Source organism: Alcaligenes sp. SORT26, from assembly GCF_017377875.1.
GTDB classification, from domain to species: domain Bacteria; phylum Pseudomonadota; class Gammaproteobacteria; order Burkholderiales; family Burkholderiaceae_B; genus Alcaligenes; species Alcaligenes parafaecalis.
Genome location: NZ_CP070975.1, coordinates 410,642 through 427,930 on the forward strand (window position 1 = coordinate 410,642; position 17,289 = coordinate 427,930).

The 17,289-nt window shown below is 54.5% G+C and carries 22 protein-coding genes; 12 read left to right on the forward strand and 10 right to left on the reverse strand.

The window, feature by feature from the left end; all coding sequences use genetic code 11:
- Positions 1-85 precede the first annotated feature (85 nt).
- The 7 genes from JYG33_RS01865 (at position 86) to JYG33_RS01895 (ending at position 5,002) form a co-directional block, all read left to right on the forward strand.
- The gene (locus JYG33_RS01865; RefSeq protein ID WP_207873923.1) at positions 86-1,582 is read left to right on the forward strand and encodes a hypothetical protein; all 1,497 of its coding nucleotides are present in this window, start codon (positions 86-88) and stop codon (positions 1,580-1,582) included.
- Between the two features lie 117 nt (positions 1,583-1,699).
- Entirely contained in the window at positions 1,700-2,935 is a 1,236-nt protein-coding gene (locus tag JYG33_RS01870) for a phage tail protein (RefSeq protein WP_207873924.1), read from the forward strand.
- Positions 2,935-3,351, forward strand: a complete 417-nt coding sequence (locus tag JYG33_RS01875) for a hypothetical protein (RefSeq protein ID WP_207873925.1) — start codon at positions 2,935-2,937, stop codon at positions 3,349-3,351. The genes JYG33_RS01870 and JYG33_RS01875 overlap by 1 nt, the downstream gene beginning before the upstream one ends.
- Positions 3,335-3,760, forward strand: a complete 426-nt coding sequence (locus JYG33_RS01880; protein WP_207873926.1) for a hypothetical protein — start codon at positions 3,335-3,337, stop codon at positions 3,758-3,760. The genes JYG33_RS01875 and JYG33_RS01880 overlap by 17 nt, the downstream gene beginning before the upstream one ends.
- 120 nt (positions 3,761-3,880) lie before the next feature.
- Positions 3,881-4,105 (forward strand): twin-arginine translocase TatA/TatE family subunit, encoded by a 225-nt coding sequence (locus JYG33_RS01885; RefSeq protein WP_207873927.1) that lies wholly within the window; start codon positions 3,881-3,883, stop codon positions 4,103-4,105.
- Positions 4,089-4,547: a lysozyme gene (locus JYG33_RS01890; RefSeq protein ID WP_207873928.1), complete on the forward strand. Its 459-nt coding sequence runs from the start codon at positions 4,089-4,091 to the stop codon at positions 4,545-4,547. Before JYG33_RS01885 ends, JYG33_RS01890 begins: the two co-directional genes overlap by 17 nt.
- Positions 4,526-5,002 carry a DUF2514 family protein gene (locus tag JYG33_RS01895; RefSeq protein WP_207873929.1) on the forward strand — a complete coding sequence of 159 codons (477 nt, stop codon included), beginning with the start codon at positions 4,526-4,528 and terminating at the stop codon, positions 5,000-5,002. The genes JYG33_RS01890 and JYG33_RS01895 overlap by 22 nt, the downstream gene beginning before the upstream one ends.
- Before the next feature lie 45 nt (positions 5,003-5,047).
- On the opposite strand, the gene JYG33_RS01900 is transcribed toward JYG33_RS01895, so the two are convergent.
- Entirely contained in the window at positions 5,048-5,578 is a 531-nt protein-coding gene (locus JYG33_RS01900) for an AAA family ATPase (RefSeq protein WP_207873930.1), read from the reverse strand.
- Between the two features lie 277 nt (positions 5,579-5,855).
- On the opposite strand from JYG33_RS01900, the gene JYG33_RS01905 reads away from it, so the two are divergent.
- Positions 5,856-6,221, forward strand: coding sequence for a NirD/YgiW/YdeI family stress tolerance protein (locus JYG33_RS01905; RefSeq protein ID WP_207873931.1), 366 nt, complete (start codon positions 5,856-5,858; stop codon positions 6,219-6,221).
- Positions 6,222-6,339: 118 nt separating this feature from the next.
- Positions 6,340-6,684, forward strand: a complete 345-nt coding sequence (locus JYG33_RS01910) for a DMT family protein (RefSeq protein ID WP_021446759.1) — start codon at positions 6,340-6,342, stop codon at positions 6,682-6,684.
- 450 nt (positions 6,685-7,134) lie between these two features.
- Here JYG33_RS01910 and JYG33_RS01915 read toward each other — a convergent pair whose 3' ends face one another.
- Both JYG33_RS01915 and JYG33_RS01920 read right to left on the reverse strand, forming a co-directional pair.
- Positions 7,135-7,950, reverse strand: coding sequence for an META and DUF4377 domain-containing protein (locus JYG33_RS01915; protein WP_207873932.1), 816 nt, complete (start codon positions 7,948-7,950; stop codon positions 7,135-7,137).
- Positions 7,951-8,054: 104 nt separating this feature from the next.
- Positions 8,055-8,762 (reverse strand): tellurite resistance TerB family protein, encoded by a 708-nt coding sequence (locus tag JYG33_RS01920; RefSeq protein WP_207873933.1) that lies wholly within the window; start codon positions 8,760-8,762, stop codon positions 8,055-8,057.
- Between the two features lie 210 nt (positions 8,763-8,972).
- Between JYG33_RS01920 and JYG33_RS01925 the strand changes: the two genes are divergently transcribed.
- Positions 8,973-10,124: an ABC transporter substrate-binding protein gene (locus tag JYG33_RS01925; RefSeq protein WP_207873934.1), complete on the forward strand. Its 1,152-nt coding sequence runs from the start codon at positions 8,973-8,975 to the stop codon at positions 10,122-10,124.
- Between the two features lie 90 nt (positions 10,125-10,214).
- Here the strand turns inward: JYG33_RS01925 and JYG33_RS01930 are convergent, their stop codons facing one another.
- From JYG33_RS01930 to JYG33_RS01950, 5 genes are all read right to left on the reverse strand, one after another.
- Positions 10,215-10,478 (reverse strand): DUF3892 domain-containing protein, encoded by a 264-nt coding sequence (locus tag JYG33_RS01930; RefSeq protein ID WP_222668434.1) that lies wholly within the window; start codon positions 10,476-10,478, stop codon positions 10,215-10,217.
- 87 nt (positions 10,479-10,565) lie between these two features.
- Positions 10,566-11,252, reverse strand: a complete 687-nt coding sequence (locus JYG33_RS01935) for an exonuclease domain-containing protein (protein ID WP_243430248.1) — start codon at positions 11,250-11,252, stop codon at positions 10,566-10,568.
- A 24-nt stretch (positions 11,253-11,276) separates the two neighbouring features.
- Entirely contained in the window at positions 11,277-11,501 is a 225-nt protein-coding gene (locus JYG33_RS01940) for a hypothetical protein (protein ID WP_207873936.1), read from the reverse strand.
- Between the two features lie 64 nt (positions 11,502-11,565).
- Entirely contained in the window at positions 11,566-13,014 is a 1,449-nt protein-coding gene (locus tag JYG33_RS01945) for a GGDEF domain-containing protein (protein WP_243430249.1), read from the reverse strand.
- Positions 13,015-13,194: 180 nt separating this feature from the next.
- A complete protein-coding gene (locus JYG33_RS01950; protein ID WP_207873938.1) occupies positions 13,195-13,461 on the reverse strand; it encodes a hypothetical protein in 267 nt (88 codons plus the stop codon).
- A gap of 549 nt (positions 13,462-14,010) precedes the next feature.
- Here JYG33_RS01950 and JYG33_RS01955 point away from each other — a divergent pair.
- Positions 14,011-14,880, forward strand: a complete 870-nt coding sequence (locus JYG33_RS01955; RefSeq protein WP_207873939.1) for an MOSC N-terminal beta barrel domain-containing protein — start codon at positions 14,011-14,013, stop codon at positions 14,878-14,880.
- A gap of 41 nt (positions 14,881-14,921) precedes the next feature.
- Here JYG33_RS01955 and JYG33_RS01960 read toward each other — a convergent pair whose 3' ends face one another.
- Positions 14,922-15,383, reverse strand: a complete 462-nt coding sequence (locus tag JYG33_RS01960; protein WP_207873940.1) for an Lrp/AsnC family transcriptional regulator — start codon at positions 15,381-15,383, stop codon at positions 14,922-14,924.
- Positions 15,384-15,478: 95 nt separating this feature from the next.
- On the opposite strand from JYG33_RS01960, the gene metC reads away from it, so the two are divergent.
- On the forward strand, positions 15,479-16,753 hold the full coding sequence (metC, locus tag JYG33_RS01965) for a cystathionine beta-lyase (RefSeq protein WP_243430250.1): 1,275 nt from the start codon (positions 15,479-15,481) through the stop codon (positions 16,751-16,753).
- Here metC and JYG33_RS01970 read toward each other — a convergent pair.
- Positions 16,733-17,206, reverse strand: a complete 474-nt coding sequence (locus tag JYG33_RS01970) for a hypothetical protein (protein ID WP_207873941.1) — start codon at positions 17,204-17,206, stop codon at positions 16,733-16,735. The two genes, metC and JYG33_RS01970, sit on opposite strands and share 21 nt — an antisense overlap.
- Positions 17,207-17,289: the final 83 nt, after the last annotated feature.

Consider the following 17,289-nt stretch of genomic DNA (forward strand, 5'->3'; position numbering starts at 1 on the left):
ATGAACACTCAGCAATCTGATGTGCCGTTTTTAGCATGTGACCAAGTAGCGTCTGAGATGCATCGCTGTCAGCAAGGAGTCTGGAATGGCTTGGTATGACCTTGGCACTGTAAAAGTCACCGTAAATAGCAGCGCCGTGACCGGTACCGGTACGAAGTGGCTGGCAGGTGCTCGGCAAGGGGAGGCCTTTGTTGCGCCTGACGGTCGACTGTACGAGGTGTTGAATATCGCTTCGGATACTTCCTTGACGCTGACTAAACCTTATCGTGGTGCGACGGCCACAAGTCAGCCTTACGCATTGGCCCCTATGCAAGGCTATGTCAAGGAGTTGGCAGACCGTGCAGCAGAATTGCTGCCTGCACTGTCGGATATGGGGAGCGCCGCCAAGGGTACTCTGGCTACATCAACGATTGACCCTGTTCCAGGGCGCGTGATGCGCAATGCAGACTGGGGTTTTGGAGGTAATTCGGGAGCGGTTGCAGACCAAGATATTCTGAAAAACCCTATTAATGGGATTTACCGATCGGGCTCAAGCGATGTGGGTAAACCTGATGGCACTAACTCCGGATCAAGCTACTTCAAGTTTGGGTGGGGCGGTACGTATTACGGTCTATTGTATGCGTCGCCGGTTCAAGACAAGTTCTACATACGCACAGTCAATAACGCTAAGCCCAATGCCTGGAAAGAGCTTATGACAGTGGGGCAGTATGGCGTGGGCCGCTCGGGCGCAGACGCCAATTTAGACATATTTCCAGCAGCAGATCTGAATGCGCTGGGTGTGGGGGCGGGATCCTACTACTACGGCCCCCTAGTTGGCGATGCGTCGAAATTGCCCTTTGACCCTAACGTGACCGGATACAACGCTGGGGCTTTATTTCACAGGCAGGCGGGCACAGCCGGGGGCCAAGTGGTAGTCAGCTCTAGCAACAGATTGGGTTGGCGCGGTCGGCGTGCTGGTGCTTATCACACTTGGCGCGAGGCCATGTATGTAGGTGAATACGGATTTGGTGGTGCCCAAGTCAGCCCAACCTCATGGGATGCACAAAAGACAGGGTGGTATTACCGATCTGGAGCTAAACCGGCGTGGGGGGGCGGGGGGTTTTTCCTAGACCTGGCCTATAACACAACCGCCTTTAACTCTGGCCTGCGTATTTCGACGGATCCCTACACCGATAACTTCTATATGAATGGTGCGGTATCTGGTCAAAAGACGTTCCGCAATGCCTGCAAACTTGTTCACGATAAAAATATTGTTGGGGATGTTGCTGGTGGGTCCGTCGTGCAGAGTGGGAGCAATGCAAGTGGTCAATGGCTGAGATTTGCAGATGGCACCCAAATTTGCTACGGCAATCAAAATTTCCCTGGCAACGGATGGAATGCCAAGCCTTGGCACTATCCCTTGGCATTCATATCCAGACCTGTTGTTGCTGTCAGTGGTGGAGGGGACAATGGCGGATTTGCGGCAGCGCCAATTTTGGAGATCCAAAATACAGGAGTGATTTTCAGAAAAGTGACCGGTTCAGTTGAGAACGATAACTGGGCCGATTTTTTTGTAGTCGCTATTGGAAGGTGGAAAGCCTGACTTTTAAGGCCACGACAGTAGCGCTTAGTTTTGAGAATTCCCGCAGACGCGGGTTTTTTATTTAGTGCTGATTGTTTGTAGCTAAGCGGCAGGAATACGATACATAGGAGGATAACAATGGCTTGGTATACAGCCGGAACCGTCAAGGTCACCGCAAACAATGCCACAGTGACCGGAACCGGTACAAAGTGGCTCTCTGGAGCGCGTCAGGGTGAGGCGTTTGTGGCACCTGATGGTCAGCTCTATGAAGTAAAGAATATTGCGTCAGACACATCGTTGATGCTGACGCAGGTTTATCGAGGTACGTCTGCCAGTGGGCAGGCCTATGCTCTGGCTCCCATGCAGGGCTACGTCAAGGAACTGGCAGATCGGGTCGCTTCGCTGCTTCTGCTTTCTCAAACTGAATGGGAGTGGGATTCCGTTTTAAAAAAGACGGATCTGCAAGCCTCTCCTAATGATCCGACAGCATGGAAAATCCTTACCAATGGTCGAGCATTTGGGTTGGGGAGTTTTGGGGCAGCAACTTCGTACGACCATTGGCCCACTGCATCGCTTGACGAGGTAGATGTTCCGGCAGGCATGTATTACGTAAGCACGGCGATTGCAGACAGGCCGACCACTGCGCCTGGGGTTGTATGGCATCGGCAGACGGGTACGGTGGGCGCCCAGATTTATGTATCTTCAGATGGTGGTTTGATTCACCGAGGACGCCGATCTGGTGCATATCGAGCCTGGTTGACCGCTTTGAATGTTGGCCAGTTCGGGTTGGGCGGCTTCACGGTTACGCCATCAAATGGCAGGGATAGCTCCAATCCATTCGGCTGGTACTACCAAGCGCGAGCAGTAACGTGGGGCGGTGGTTCTTTCTTTCTGGATATGCCCTATGGCAGCAATATGAATGCGGGGCTGCGTCTTTCTACCGATCCTTACACCGATAATTTTTATCTGAATGGTGGGGTCTCGGGCAAGAGGGAGTACCGCCCGGCCTGCAAGCTGGTTCACGACAAGAATATTGTTGGCGATGTGGCAGATGGCTCCGTTGTCCAGTCGGGGACAAACTCAAATGGCAATTGGATACGGCTTGCCAATGGCACTCAAATTTGTCGTGGTCAGATAACTTTCAGCGGTAATGGCTGGAAGCCCACCAGTCCGGTGATCTCTTACCCCATGGCATTTATTGTGCCTCCTTCCACGGTGCTCCAGCCCATGTCTGATGGTTCTGGTTACTATGCCGCTCCTCAAATGGGGATGGGTTCTGGGTCGGGTAGTTTTTTTATTCGCGACACCCCCGGCATCGTGGATACAGGTACGAGTGTCGCAGTCGATTATGTAGCAATTGGAGTATGGAAATAATGAATTTCATCATCAAACTATGCCCCCAGGTTCCTGTGGGTACGGCCCAAAAGATAAGTCTTGAGCGTTCGGGCGCAATTCTGAGAATTAATGAGGAAGAGCTTGATTTGTCCTTTATGTCCCTTGGCGATGTCCTGCCAGCCGGTGCAATCGAGCACCCTTTGTTGAAGCAGGCCACGATTACCCGCCGTGCTGACAGTATCGAAATTGACCAGCTGCTTTTTCACATCACTGCAGATCAAACAGATCCGGCAGCATGTTTTCCGGAGCCTATCTTGATTAGTGAGGATGGGCCGGTCACTTTACCTGCACAGTTTCCACCTCCTGCACCTGCGCCGGAACTGCCAGCCGAAACTGATTCTGAGATAAACCCCGCGCCTGAAATGAAGGATGAAACCGATGCAGATCAACATTGATAGTAGCAAGGTCGTGACTGCAGCAGCTCAACTGCAGACCTATAAGAACAGCAGGATTGCAGTCTTGTCGGCGGCTTGCCGGACAGCAATCAAGGAGAACTTTGAATCCCGTGTATTGGGTGAGTCCCATACTTATCCCAGTAATGAGACTGATCAGTTGAACCTGGCCAGTAGCGTGGCTGATTCGCTGCTGCCTGGCCTGGCTGCAGACTGGGTAACGCCATTCTGGTGCTTGAACCAAGCGGGTGAATGGGCCATGCGTATGCATACCGCCGAGCAGATTCAGCAATTGGGTCGAGAGGCCAAGGCACGCATTGTGAGCCTGATGCAGCGTAATGCGCTTCTGGCCGAGCAGGTTCAGCAAGCAAGCAGTAAAGCTGAAGTGGATAAGTTTGAGTGGACTGTGTAGTCCAGATCGTTGTTTTGTGATTGTTGATGCCTCGGCCCGCCCAAGCGGGTTTTTTTACGTCTGCTGCATCCAGCAAAGGGATGCAGCAGACAGGGCAAGTTTGATTAAGGAGAAGGGCCTGTGCTAAATAACGACGCCGCTCACCTACCCATAAGCACCGGCTCGGCCCTGCTTATTTATGGTTGGACGATGCAGGATTTTGTGCTGACGCTGTGGGCGGCTTATGTGGTGATTTTGATTGTGACCAAGCTGCCCGAGTTCATTCGGGCAGCGGCCCGGATTGTGGGGGGCGTGCAGCGGGCCTGGCGCCAGCTCAAGGAGTGGAAGCATGGATCTAAAAACTAAGCTGGGTTCTGGGGTGGTCGCGGCAGCGATTGCGCTGGTGGCTGCCTGGGAAGGGCGCTCTTTGGTGGCCTATGTGGACCCGGTGGGGATTCCGACGATCTGCGAGGGCTATACGCAAGGGGTCAAGTTGGGTGATGTGGTGACCCCGGAGCGGTGTGATGCGCTGACTGAACAGGAGGTGCGCAGGGCGTTGGCGGTGGTGGATCGTTCCGTGACTTATCCCTTGCCGGATGAGGTACGGGTCGCTTTGAGCAGCTTTGTCTACAACGTGGGTGCCGGGGCTTATGCCAACTCGACCTTGTTGCGCAAGCTACGGGGTCGGGATATTGACGGTGCATGCCGGGAGCTGGATCGCTGGGTGTATGCCGGTGGCCGCAAGTTGCGCGGCCTGGAGCGCCGTCGGCAGGTCGAGAGGCAGTTATGTCTATCAAGTCTGCATTAGCCGGGGCTGCTGTTTTAGCGGCCCTTTTTTTATGGGGGGCGCTATATGGTCAGGAGCAGTATCGCAAGGGATATGAGCTGGCCCAGGCCGAGACCAGGGCGGCGCAGTTACAGGCCGAGGTTCGTGCGCGCCTGATGGAGCAACGATTACAAAAGGAGGTGGAGGATGTTCGAGTCAATTATCAAGCGCAGTTGGATGTGGCGCAGCGTGCTGCTGTGGCTGCTCGCACCGATCTTGACGGCTTGCGCGGCAAGCTCGCCGCCGCCAATGATCGTGTCGCCTCTCAGGCTGCCCGAGCCGGATATGCGTTGGATGAAAACGCCCGAATTGCCGCCGAACTGCGCAACGTGGTCGGCCTGTGCGCAGAGCGATATACAGAGTTGGCAGCAGCGGCTGATGGATATCGGGGCGCTTTAGGTAGTTTGCAGGGGTATGTGCTCGAGCTTCGGAAGTAGGGCGCTGTACGTAGCGCTGCTTTACGGAGCGGGCACAGTGTCTGCTTAGCGCTCCAGGCCCTCAGCTTGATAAAACTGCTGCAGTTCGCGGGGGCTGCCGAGTCTGACTTTAGGCAAGGTGCTTGCTTCAAAAATCCTCAGGTACTTCTGCCGATTGGGTGGTGTGACGACGGCGATATGGCGGATCATTTGCCATTTCACGCTATCTTTCCCGCCCTCCAGGGCTCCACGGCGATCGCGTTCAAACAGCGTGCGTCGAAAGTAGCGTAGCAGGCTGGTCGCTGTGGACACGTCCAGCAGGATAAAACCCGTAGCGCGCTCCAGGCGTGCGGGCAGGTGGCGGGTGTAGTTGCCTTCCATCACCCATTGTTCCTGGGCAATAGCCGCTTGATGCAGCGCGACAAAGTCTGCCTCGGGGCGGGGAACCCAGTTGGTATGTGGTTGATGGTAGAGCTGATCCAGGTGTACGGCGGGGATGGTCAGCTTGTGTTCGATCGCGTCAGCCAGGGTGGATTTCCCGCTATTGGACGGGCCAAGAATGCAGATGCGGGGGCCTAGATTCTCAAGAACGGGCATGTTGTGGTGCTGGTGTGATGAAGGTTCAGGAGCCGCGAGGCTGTTGGGTTGTGGTGAGGTGAGTCTATCACCGCCTCACTGTTCTCAGTCAGGCTGGGATGAGCGGTGTTTAGCCGTGATAGTCGGATCTGCTCACTGTCGGCGCAGATGGCAAGTGAATTCTGCCCGCCGTGTCGCGCTTGGTAACAAGGCAAGCCCAAAACCGCTGTTCTGATAAGGACACTGATGATATCTGCTGTTATGGTTGAATTTCCAGCCATGAACAATGGGAGTCATTATGTCCAGTTACGTCAAATTGCGCTCGGCCTTGGTGCTGGCTATTTCTTCGGCTGTCTTGTCGTTTCCTGCCTATGCTCAATACACGGGTCCTTCGGAGATCGGCCAGACGACGGTGGCGGAGATTTTGAAAAATCCTGTGGATGATCAGGATGTTCGGGTTCAAGGTCATCTGCTGCGTCAAACCGCCCATGACAAGTTTTTGTTTTCTGATGGTACCGGGGAGATCGTCGCTGAGATCAAGGCCAAGCATTTCGCGGGCCAGACTTTGGATGAAAAAAACAAGGTGGAGTTGATTGGCGAGGTGGACACCAGCTCCAAGCGAGCACCCGAGATCGAGGTGGATTTCCTGAAGATTGTGGACTGATGCGGCTTGCTTGATGCTTTGTCTTTCGGCTGCCTGATTATCCCCATATCCGCTGATTGAATGTGACGCTACACTGGCCGGGTTGCGGCATGGGCCGCTTTTTATCTCTGCGTCCAGAATGGCTAAGATTCTCCCAATCCTGATGTTGGTCGTCTCCAATGTGTTCATGACCATTGCCTGGTATGGACATTTGAAGTATCCCAATAGTCCTTTGCTCAAGGTGGTGCTGATCAGTTGGGGTATCGCCCTGGTGGAGTATTGCCTGGCGGTGCCTGCCAACCGTCTGGGGCACACCGTCTACAGCGCGGCTCAGTTAAAGACCATGCAGGAAGTAATTACCTTGCTGGTGTTTGTGGTGTTCTCGGTGCTGTATCTGAAAGAGAGCTTTACGCTCAATCACCTGCTTGGCTTCACGTTGATTGGTGCAGGAGCATTTTTTATTTTTTATGGGCCGCTGAAGTAAGGGTAAATTCCGCTGCCGTCCCTTTAGCTCAGGCTCTGTGGTTTACGGCAGGAAGAACAAAGCTCGGTGTGACGCAAATGCGATCCACCGGGCTATTTTTTTGTTCTGAGAGTATGTGCAGACACAAAAGCAGGCACAAAAAAAAGCCTCGCATGTCGCAAGGCCTGAAGCCGGATAAATAGGGAGGTGAAAAATGTTATCCGGTATTTCCATACTACGGATGGGCAGGCCCGCTGACTAGGTTCAAAGCATAGCAGTGAGTAACTATTTGTGGCTCTGGGCCTGCTGTTTCTTAGCTTGCTGGGCCAATCCGAGGCGGTTTTCTACCTGAATTTGGATAAAAAGCGGCCCTGAAAGAAACCACCCCCAAGGCCGGATGTCACTCCAGTCTTGGGGGTATTTGATCAAGCCGTCAGTGCAGATAAGGCTCCGACGGCGTTATGGTCTGGCTTACTTGCCGACTTGTTCAGACTCGACCACCATGTCCAGCACGTCGGCCTTGGAAGACGCATCGGCAGGAACATTCTTCAGTTCGTAGCGGTCGATACGCAGCACGTTACGAACGCCCGGGGTGTGGGTGTAGCCTTCAATGTCGCCGTAGTAGTACATCCATTCGCCTGTGTGGGTTTTGATACCAGAATCGTTGTACTGGATCTCGCGCACTTTCAAGCATTGGTAATTAGGCATCATGGGGTGCGAGCAGGCCTCGCGCTGAGCAGCTACTTCCAGGAAGACGCGGGTAGGCTCGCTACCATAGCGGGTCGTGGCGGTAGGCTCGCCCTTCAGGCGCCATTTGCTGCCGTCTTTGAAGCTCAGGGTCAGGACAGGGGCTGGGTTGTCCGGGGCCGAGTCGGCCTTGGCCATGCTCCAATTGCTTGCCGTAGGCAGCAGTTTGCCTACTTCTTGCTCGTTACGCATCAGCTCGGGGTCGGAACACATTTTCATGGTGCTGACTGGCGAGGTGAAGGTTATTTTTGAACCGCTGATGGTGTAGCCACTGCCCAGGACATTACACAGATTGTCCACGGACATCATCTTGTCGGAAAAATTCAAGGTAACTTGTTCGCCACCTGCGCCAGGAATGGCGGGGGCTGGCTGGCCGTCTTTACCGGTCGTGGCAAACAAACGCCAGTGATAAGCCTGCAAAGAGGTTTCTTTGTCCATTTGGCGCTCGGAAGTAGCGGTGTTGCTGTTATTTGGAGCCGCGCAAGCGGCTAGACCCATTAAGGCCAGTGAACCAATCGTCAACTTGAGGGTGTTTTTCATGGGTGGTTTCCTTGATGAGTCGTAGGGCTGCGTCGGGGGGACAGCCCTGGGTAAAACAAGATAATCCAGAGGGGACAATCGGGTCGATCGGCCCGGTACCGAATTTAGTTCGTCGTTAAAGCCTGAACTTGATTATCCAGACTTTTGCGCAAGGAGTCTGGCAAGGATAGTAAACGTGCCAGCTCATCCAGGTAGGCTCGTTCCATATAGCTTTGCTCATCGATGGCGATCACGCTGGTCAAATAGATCTCAGCCGCCATCTCCGGGGTTTGAGCCAATTGGGCCACGGCCTGAGGGTCGACGGGCTTGAGCAGCTCTTGAGACAACCAGTGGCGAGCCTGTTCGGGGGCCGACATTTTATTGACCTCCGCCTCGATCAATTCGCGCTCGGCATCACCGATGTGGCCGTCTGCTTTGGCGGCGGAGACCAGCGCGGCCAGAATGACCATGGCATGGGTATCGGCCTGGCTGGTGGCGGCTAAAGGAAGGGGGGCGGGGGGGACGGCTTGCACCGGCGTAGGAGCCGATTGCTGGCCCGCATTTTGTTCCTGCCAGTTTTGGTAGACCTTGATGGCCAGGGCACCCAGGGCAGCCGCTCCACCATAGGCGGCCATGGAGCCCCCCATCTTGCGGAATTTCTTGTTGCCCAGCAGGACGCCCAGAACGCCGCCTACGACGGCACCGCCGCCAAAGCCGCCAGCCTGTTCACTAATCTTTTTACCCAGGCCGGAGGAGTTCAATTGGCCCTGACCTTGTTTCAGTGCGCTTTGGCCGCTTTGCAGAATTTGTTGCAGCATTTGCTGAAGTGACATGGATTCGCTCTATCAAAGGTAAACAGTAGCTTCGTTATAAACTACTTTATTAGGCGTGCCCGCGTACAATTGTAAGCAGACCTGCCGGAGAAAATCGCCCAGCAAGGCGTGTAGGGCACGGGGAATTTGGTATCTTATGTCCAGATCAATCCATATAGGCGCGGCTGCGCTGATATCAAGGGGGGAAGGGCTTAAATAGCTCTGCATATTATGAAATTGACTCGAACTGCTTTCGCTTTGTCCGTTGTTCTGGCCGCCCTGGCCACACCGGCCCAATCACAGGTAAAGATTGGCGTTATTGCCTCGGCCACCGGGCCCACCGCGGTAGTGGGTTTGCCGCAGCGCAATACGGTGCCGCTTTTGCCGACCAAGGTTGGGGATCTGACGGTGGAGTACATCTCCCTGGATGACGCCAGCGATCCGAACCAGACCGTGACCTTGTTCAAGAAAATGATTTCCGAAGACAAGATCGACGCCTTGATCGGGCCTACCGGCTCGCCCAATGCAATGGGCTTGATTCAGTTTGCTGCTGACGCGGGTACGCCTGTGCTGGCCCCAGTGGGTGCGGCTTCGGTGGTTCTGCCCATGACGGAGCAAAAGAAGTGGGTCTTTAAAACCACGCAGAACGACGACATCATTGCTCAGGCGCTGGTCAAGCACATGGTGGCCAATGGGGTAAAAACCGCGGGCTTCCTGGGCTTTAATGATGCCTACGGCGAGAGCTGGTTAAGTGTGTTCAAAAACTTGGCTGACCAGAACAATATCAAGATTGTGGCCACAGAACGCTATGTGCGTTCGGACACCTCGGTAACCGGTCAAGCCTTGAAGATTTTTGCGGCTAAACCGGATGTGGTGTTGGTGGCGGGGACGGGTGCTGCGGCTGTGCTTCCCCAGGTGACTCTGGTTAAGCAAGGTTACAAAGGGCAAATTTATCAAACGCACGGTGCTGCCTTACCGGCCTTCCTGAGTCTGGGGGGCGAGCAGGTGGAAGGCACGATTTTGGCTGCCAGCCTGATGCTGGTTCTGCCGGAAATTGAAGATAGCAATCCATCCAAGCCGATTGCCCAGGACTACATTCAGCGTTACACCGAGCGCTATGGTTCGGCACCAGCAACCTTCGGCGCCAACGTGTATGACGCAGGCCTGTTGCTGGAAAAGGCGATTCCTGAAGCCGCCGCCAAGGCCAAGCCAGGTACACCCGAGTTCCGTTCCGCCTTGCGCGATGCTTTGGAGCAGACTCGTGATCTGGTGGCGACTCAAGGGGTGTACACCATGTCGCCCGAGGACCATAGCGGCTTTGATGAGCGTGGCCGCGAGCTGATTACGGTGCGTAATGGTCAGTGGCATTTGCTCAAACCGTAAATCGGATTTGATGCAGGCATAAAAAACGCGGCTCAGGCCGCGTTTTTTATATCCCCCTGATAGGGCGTAAAGGACAGACCATCTTGTTGGTCAGGCCTGGCTGGGTAGGCTGAGCAAAATGTGAGGCTCTTCAACTTCAAGCTCAGTTTTCAGGTACTTGGCACCAAAACGGCTGAGCGCCACGATCAACTTGGCAGGAATACCGTCCAGAAGAATGTAATAGTCTTCCTGACCTTGCTCTATGTGCTGGACCACATCGGGTTGTGAGCGCTGCCAGCCCGCGCCGCCCAAATGGGTGATTCGTTCGTAAGGGTCCCGACGCATATCTTTCGTGACGTATGCAACCTCGATCATTTGCCACCTCATGAAGTTCTTGTTGGGACCTTCATCATTGGGCATAAGACCGCTGGCAGCCATTAGGGATTTTACGAACCTTGAGGTTTAGACCTTCAAAGCCTTGATCAGATAAGGATCCAGGTCCGGTTGGCGCAGCAGCCAGTTCTTGTAATCCTGTGGCACATCCGCAATGGCCATGCCTTTGTGTTTGCCAAAATGCAAAATGGTGGGAATGCGGGCGTGCTCGGAGAGCTGCCACAGCTGCTCCCAACTGTGAATGTTCTGTGTCAGCCCCAGCAAGTGCTGCAGCAGTGACAGGCAGTTGTGCACATCAGCCAAGGCACTGTGCGCATTGCGCAGGCGCTCGCGGGCATGGGGGCGGTCAATGTGATAAATCAGGGCGGATTGGCTATAGCTGTCCAGCCCTGGCATTAGGTGACGGGCCAGCGCCAATGTACAAATGCGTTTGATGGCCGGGTAGCCCGCTACGCCCCAGTCATAGTCCACATTGTGGCCAATGATGTATTCGGTATCAGCGGGTAGCTTGAATTCAGTGTGCGAAGGGCAGTCTTGCAGTTCTTCGTCGTAGATATGATGAGTCGCCAAGGCACCCAAGGTATTGGGTTCGTCGGGGCGGTAGCGTTGCTCAAACTCTTCATTGATCATCAAGAAGGCAGGGTCGCTCAAACGCAGCCAAGCTGCCTCGATAATTTGAGGTTTGGCAGAGCCAGTGGTTTCAGTATCAAACAGCAGGGCAGACATACGAGAATCGCTAACAGACAAAGTCGTCATGGTAGTGCATGTGCCCCGCTTTGCCTATACAGGCTTCAGGCGGAAGCCCTCGGGGACGCCCCAGCGGTTGGTGCGCAGCAGCCAATGCGTCTCGCAGCTTAGGCAACGGTACTGGGTTTCGTGAGCTCCGTCTGGGGAGGGAGGGTGCTGACCGAGCAAACGCAAATCGGCATGCGCTTGGCTGGTACTTAATCCTTGTGGCAAGTTCAAACACGCTTGGCACAAGGGCGAGCCGTAAATTGACGCCATATTCCCGCTCCCTGATGTTTTGTTTCGTATTGAAACATCAGTATCGGTTTGCTTACGGATAGCGTCAAGTCCCTGTATGGGGCTCGGGGAAAGGGTAGGAATAACTTTGGTCACGACCAGCACGTTTTGCCTCGTACAAGGCGGTGTCGGCCTGGCGAAGCAGGGCATGCAGATCCAGGGTGGAGGGCTCCAGCGTGGCGACGCCCAGACTGGCCGTCATGGTCAGTTGCTGGTCGTTGTCCAGAGAGAAGGGAAGCAGCGCAATACTTTTACGGACGCGTTCGGCCACGGCATGGGCCTGGCTGGCACTGCAGTCTGGCAACAAGATGCCAAATTCTTCACCACCCAGCCGGCCGCATAGATCGGTATCGCGCAAGGCCAGGGAAATGCGCTGGGTGATGGCCGTCAAGGCCAAGTCACCCACATGGTGGCCGTGGGTGTCGTTAATAGGCTTGAAGTGGTCGATATCCAGAACAATCACGCTGACCGGGACTTGTTTCAGGCGGCATTGCGTCAGGATGGCCTGGCTTTGCTGATAAAACGCCTGCTTGTTCAGCAGTCCCGTCAAGGCGTCGTGGTGAGCCAGCCGCTGGAGTTTTTCAACGGCCAGGTTGCGGGCCGACATCAGGCTGGCACTGCTAATGGACGCCAGAGCAATAGAGGCAACGCCAATGCGCAAGGACAGCAGGTCCAGCGAGGTATGTAACTGACTGGGTAAAAAGTACACGGGCTGGCTCACGGCAAAAAGAGTCCAGAGCACATAGAACAAGGTTAATAAGGTTGTGGAAAAGAGCGAGTAGCTCAGGGCGCACCACAATAAAGGCAGAACAGGAAACGCCAGGGAGCCGGGGCCGTCAATCAGCAAGCTCAACAAGCTGGTCAGCAGCAGCGACAAGGCCGGTGCCAGTTGGGCCAGACTCATTAAATGGGGTTCGTTCCAGTATTCCTGAAAGCGGCGCCAGGGTCGGGCGGGGGCGGTCAGAATGACGGGCAAGATGGCGGTGTAGGAAATCAGGCCAGTCAGTATCCAGGACAGGATCGCCAGGGACAAGTCCTGATCCGTGTGCAGGTACAGGGCAAGGCCCCCCAGCAGGGCGGACAGGACACAGGCCAGGCCATAGTAGGCCGCCAGGATCAACATGGCCTGAGGGCGTCGCAAGGACAGATCCAGTAAGGGGTTACGGGTGATTAGTTGGTACGCCAGGGCGATACCGCTGACGTTGGCCAGGGTCAGTAATAGCGCAATAGGCAGGGGATTCTTCGCGATCAGTTCGGCGCAGAGGTAGGCCAGAACAATAATCAGCCAATTAAGTAGCTGACTGGCCCAATCCGGGCGACGAATGAACAGACCCAGAGCGACTGCTTCGGCTGGCCAAAAAATGGTCAAGGCGTCGTAATGGCGCAGCTTTGTGCCCAGCAGGGTCAGGATCAAGACCAGGCCGAACAGAAAAAAGCGGGAGAGATAGGAAGGGCGCCGTGACGGGCGCAAGCAGAAAGCCTGCTTTGGTTTCATATCCGTTGCCATAGGAGCGCATGCTCGTCGTGGACGCTTTACAGCGTCGGATAAGTTTCAAGCCGCCACTATTTTAGGATGAAAGCAGGAATATTTCTTACTAATTGTAATTATATGTTTTGAAATGAAATTAATACGGGGACTAGATTGGGTGCCCCGTATTAATTAGGGCGCAAAGCCTTAGTTCAAGGCGGGCAAAGGGGGGCGTGGTGCCACGTGGTGCACGTCTTGCAGGCGGAAGCGGAAACGCACGTTGGCGTCCTGGTTCTGGGCATCCGCTGTATAGGTGGTGCAGCCGTGTACAGGCGAGCTGAAAATCACGGTGCCCGCCATGCGAGGGCCGTTTTTAGGTTGCAAATAAACAGTGTCGCCAATGCGAATATCGGTTTTGTTCAAGGCAATATGCTCAGGGCGCGAGACCAAACCGGTTGGATAGATATTTTTCATAATTTTTTTCCTTATCGTGTGGCGTCATTACATCGTTTTTTTATTGAGATTTGATGACACCATGATGGACCGGTCTCCATACAGAGGCCAGGCCATTGCTATTTCAATGTAGAGCCGTGCTGGCGGACGCGTTATGCATCAGGCAGATGTGCTCGGTAGCAGCATGGACAGCGCCTTATTCGTTTGCCAAGCAAATGGACGGAGCGAGTCCGCTACGATGCAAAAAATAAGTCTGGATGTGGCTGTCGTCGCCGTTGTGAATGTAGACCCGCATGGTTGGGAACATGCCGACAGATCAAGAGGACCTGCTAAATAGCTACACTCAAAAAAAGGTTGATTGCACGTTCTTAATGTAATGGATATGTTGGTGCAATCAATCAACTATTTACTCATAAGCTTTGATCTTTGTCAAGCACTAGGGCCAGAAAGTTTTGAGAGGGCGATGTTTCTGGCCCACGCCTTTTCAATATGTCGCTAAAGCCTAGTCAGGTGAATGCCCTGGCTGCTCTAGAATAAGTTTCTTGTCTGTGCCTTTTCTTGTTGCGACTCATGATTACCATTACCGGTCTGTTTACCCATCCCATCAAATCCTGTGCTGCCCAGGCTCATCCGCAGGGCGTGGAGGTCAGTGTTGCGGGCCTGGCCTATGACCGCGAGTGGGTCGTGGTGGATCAGCAGGGCGTATTCATGACTCAGCGCCGCTGGCCGCGAATGGCCTTGATCCGGCCCGTGGTGCAAGACGGACAGATCACCGTGCAAGCGCCGGGTATGGAGCCCTTGTCCTGGTCTTTGGACGCTGCGGCAGGGGATAACGTGGCCGTGTCTGTGCGCATCTGGAGTGCAGATACGCTGGGGCGCGACGAGGGTGACCAGGTCGCAGCCTGGTTTAGCAATTTTTTGCAGACTCCTTGCCGGGTGCTGCGTAACCACAGTCGGGCGCGTCGTTATGTATTGACCGAGCGGGTACGCCCTTGGGAAGAGAAATCTCAAGGTTGGCGTGAGATTGGTGATCAGCAAAGAGGTTTTGGTTTTGCCGATGCACTGCCTTTTCTCTTTACCAATGAGGCGTCCCTGGACGAGTTGAATCGTTTGGTTCAGCAGTCTGGTGAACAGGCTGTGCCTATGGACCGATTCCGCGCCAATGTCGTGTTTGAAGGTTTGCCTGCCTACGAAGAAGACTATGTTCTGGGCGTCAGCAGTGAAGGTTTGAGCTTTGCCTTTATTCGCGGGTGTACGCGCTGCCCTATGCCTAATGTGAATCAGCTAACGGCCGATGTAGGCACGCAGCCCGGCTTGGCCCTGGCGCAAAGCCGTCAATTTCCACAGGGCACCTTGTTTGGCATGCAGGCTATGCTGGTCGAATCCAAGCCCCAGATGCTCCGTGTTGGCCAGAGTCTGGATGTGGAATACAGTTTTTAAGCGTTAAGCTGTTCTTGTCAGGCGCTTGCTTGGCGTCTTGATCAGGCGTAGTCCAGGGGCAGGCGGGTCGTGAATTTGATCTGCTCCATGGCAAAGCTGGAGCTGACATCCGTCAGCTCAATTTCAGAGATCAGTTGCTGGTACACCCGATCAAAGCTTTTGATATCGGGCACGACCACACGCAGCAAATAGTCGGTATCACCGCTCATGCGGTAGAACTCCACAATTTGCGGAATCGCCTCGACCACTGCAGAAAACTGGCTGTACCACTGCTTGTTGTGCTGATTGGTCTTGATGGCCACAAACACAGTTACCCCGACATTCAGCTTTTCTGAACTAAGCAGAGCCACGCGCTTTTCTATATAGCCTTCTTGTTCCAGGCGTTGTATGCGTCGCCAGCAGGGTGTGCTGGACAAACCCACCCGGTCGGCAATTTCCTGGATGGCCAAGGTGGCATCGTTTTGGAGGATTTCCAGAATATGTTTGTCGAATTTATCCAGCATAGAAATAATTTCCTAATAATTTAGATAATTATAGGTTTTTGTTCTATGGATTCTCGATCTTATAGGGCAAAAACGCAATAATTCACTGCAACCCCTTGCGTAGACTGTTTCCATTCATCCGTAGCGATCACGATCAGGAAAACAGCATGCAGGACTGCGACTACCAAAATACCCGTTTGACTCATTTAGGCCGCGACACCAGCGTGTCGGCTGGCTTTGTGAATGTGCCCGTTTGCCGTGGTTCGACCATTCTGGCGGACAATCTGGAGCAATGGGCGCAGCGCAAAGAACCTGACAATCCCTATGCCTCGTATGGCCGTTTCACCAATCCCACCTTACAGACTTTGACGCAGGCCGTGGCGGATCTGGAAGGGGGGCATCAGGCCAGTTTGTTTCCTTCCGGGCTGGCGGCTTGCACCCATGCTTTATTGGGCATGCTGGAAGTGGGTGACCATTTGCTTTTGCCAGATTCGGTTTATGGGCCGGTGCGTGCCTTCGCTCAACAGGTTTTGGCCTGCCGCATGGGAATTCAGGTGCAGTTTTATGAGCCGTCCCTGGGCGAAGGGATTGCGAGTCTGCTCAAGGCCAATACCAAAGTGGTTTATGTAGAGTCCCCCGGTTCGGCTACGTTCGAGGTTCAGGATATCCCCGCCATTGCACGCTGCGCGCATGCCGTGGGGGCGTATGTGCTGATGGATAACACTTGGGCGACCCCTCTGTTTTTTCAGCCTTTTGAACATGGCGTGGATGTCTCCATCCAGGCGGCTACCAAGTATGTGACCGGCCACTCCGATGCCTTGCTGGGCATTGCCACTGCGAATGAACGAGCCTGGCCTTTATTGCGTCGTGCTGCGCATGATTTTGGTCAGACGGCGGGGCCGGATGATGCATTTCTGGCCTTGCGGGGCTTGCGTACTTTAGGTGTGCGCTTGCGCCAGCACCAGGCCAGTGCCTTGCAGATTGCGCAGTTTTTGGAGAAACACCCCCACGTGCAGCAGGTGTTGCATCCGGCTTTGGAGTCTCATCCGGGTCATGCAATCTGGAAGCGGGATTTTACAGGCTCGACTGGCTTGTTCGGAATTGTGCTGAAACCCTTGAGTCAGGAACAATTATCCCGTTTTTTCAAGGCTTTGCGCCTGTTTGGAATCGGTCTTTCCTGGGGTGGGTTCGAGAGTCTGGCTCTGCCTATCGACATGCCTCAACGTAATGGACGGGCCTTGTTCGGGAAGGGGCAGTTGTTGCGCTTGCACGTGGGGCTGGAAGAGCCCCAGCACTTGCAGCAAGATCTGGCACAGGCCTTGGAGGTGGCTTATTCGGCTCCCTCATCCTGCCAAAACAGTGGCCTGCGCTTAGTTGCCCAGCAAGCTTAACTGCTGGTTTTCCTGACGGGCGATCAGACGGCGCGTTTGCTCTTCATTGATATCCAGGCTGGGATCGTCCAAAGAAGGTTGAGCGGGGCTGGAGATGCGCTCGCTTATCCGGTTCCAGCGCAAACCCAGTTTGCTGGGTTTGGCAGGGCGGCGACGGCTGCGTGGGGCCGTTTCATTCTGGTCGGGGGTGTACTGAGTCAGGTCAAACTGGCCCGTCACAATACCGACTTGCTTGAGCAGAACCATCGCCTGCAAGGGGCTTTTGAAACTACGCGGGTCTTTGCTGCGGGCCGTGACCAGCACGGCCTGGCCTGCCCGTGTCGCCACTTGTACAAAAAAATGATTGCCTTGTCCTTTGATGGACACACCCAAAATCCCCCCGGCTTGCGTGGCGGCACGCAGTTGCTGCAGGGTAAAGGTGACGATTGCGCCTTGACAGGGCAAAGAGGACATAAATTAGCGCTCAATAAAGAAAGCCCGCCGTTGCGGGCTGGTCGGGCAAATAGCTGCGTCCCCAGATAGGGGACTTAAGGGCG

Excerpts from the sequence above, each read along its gene's own strand:
- JYG33_RS01955 (WP_207873939.1), top strand. The coding sequence starts at position 14,011 with ATGATTACCATTACCGGTCTGTTTACCCATCCCATCAAATCCTGTGCT.
- JYG33_RS01900 (WP_207873930.1), bottom strand. The coding sequence starts at position 5,578 with ATGCCCGTTCTTGAGAATCTAGGCCCCCGCATCTGCATTCTTGGCCCG.
- JYG33_RS01925 (WP_207873934.1), top strand. The coding sequence starts at position 8,973 with ATGAAATTGACTCGAACTGCTTTCGCTTTGTCCGTTGTTCTGGCCGCC.
- JYG33_RS01930 (WP_222668434.1), bottom strand. The coding sequence starts at position 10,478 with ATGATCGAGGTTGCATACGTCACGAAAGATATGCGTCGGGACCCTTAC.
- JYG33_RS01865 (WP_207873923.1), top strand. The coding sequence starts at position 86 with ATGGCTTGGTATGACCTTGGCACTGTAAAAGTCACCGTAAATAGCAGC.
- JYG33_RS01970 (WP_207873941.1), bottom strand. The coding sequence starts at position 17,206 with ATGTCCTCTTTGCCCTGTCAAGGCGCAATCGTCACCTTTACCCTGCAG.
- JYG33_RS01875 (WP_207873925.1), top strand. The coding sequence starts at position 2,935 with ATGAATTTCATCATCAAACTATGCCCCCAGGTTCCTGTGGGTACGGCC.
- JYG33_RS01890 (WP_207873928.1), top strand. The coding sequence starts at position 4,089 with ATGGATCTAAAAACTAAGCTGGGTTCTGGGGTGGTCGCGGCAGCGATT.
- JYG33_RS01880 (WP_207873926.1), top strand. The coding sequence starts at position 3,335 with ATGCAGATCAACATTGATAGTAGCAAGGTCGTGACTGCAGCAGCTCAA.
- JYG33_RS01895 (WP_207873929.1), top strand. The coding sequence starts at position 4,526 with ATGTCTATCAAGTCTGCATTAGCCGGGGCTGCTGTTTTAGCGGCCCTT.
- JYG33_RS01870 (WP_207873924.1), top strand. The coding sequence starts at position 1,700 with ATGGCTTGGTATACAGCCGGAACCGTCAAGGTCACCGCAAACAATGCC.
- JYG33_RS01935 (WP_243430248.1), bottom strand. The coding sequence starts at position 11,252 with ATGACGACTTTGTCTGTTAGCGATTCTCGTATGTCTGCCCTGCTGTTT.
- JYG33_RS01905 (WP_207873931.1), top strand. The coding sequence starts at position 5,856 with ATGTCCAGTTACGTCAAATTGCGCTCGGCCTTGGTGCTGGCTATTTCT.
- JYG33_RS01920 (WP_207873933.1), bottom strand. The coding sequence starts at position 8,762 with ATGTCACTTCAGCAAATGCTGCAACAAATTCTGCAAAGCGGCCAAAGC.
- JYG33_RS01910 (WP_021446759.1), top strand. The coding sequence starts at position 6,340 with ATGGCTAAGATTCTCCCAATCCTGATGTTGGTCGTCTCCAATGTGTTC.
- JYG33_RS01940 (WP_207873936.1), bottom strand. The coding sequence starts at position 11,501 with ATGGCGTCAATTTACGGCTCGCCCTTGTGCCAAGCGTGTTTGAACTTG.
- JYG33_RS01960 (WP_207873940.1), bottom strand. The coding sequence starts at position 15,383 with ATGCTGGATAAATTCGACAAACATATTCTGGAAATCCTCCAAAACGAT.
- JYG33_RS01945 (WP_243430249.1), bottom strand. The coding sequence starts at position 13,014 with ATGAAACCAAAGCAGGCTTTCTGCTTGCGCCCGTCACGGCGCCCTTCC.
- JYG33_RS01915 (WP_207873932.1), bottom strand. The coding sequence starts at position 7,950 with ATGAAAAACACCCTCAAGTTGACGATTGGTTCACTGGCCTTAATGGGT.
- JYG33_RS01950 (WP_207873938.1), bottom strand. The coding sequence starts at position 13,461 with ATGAAAAATATCTATCCAACCGGTTTGGTCTCGCGCCCTGAGCATATT.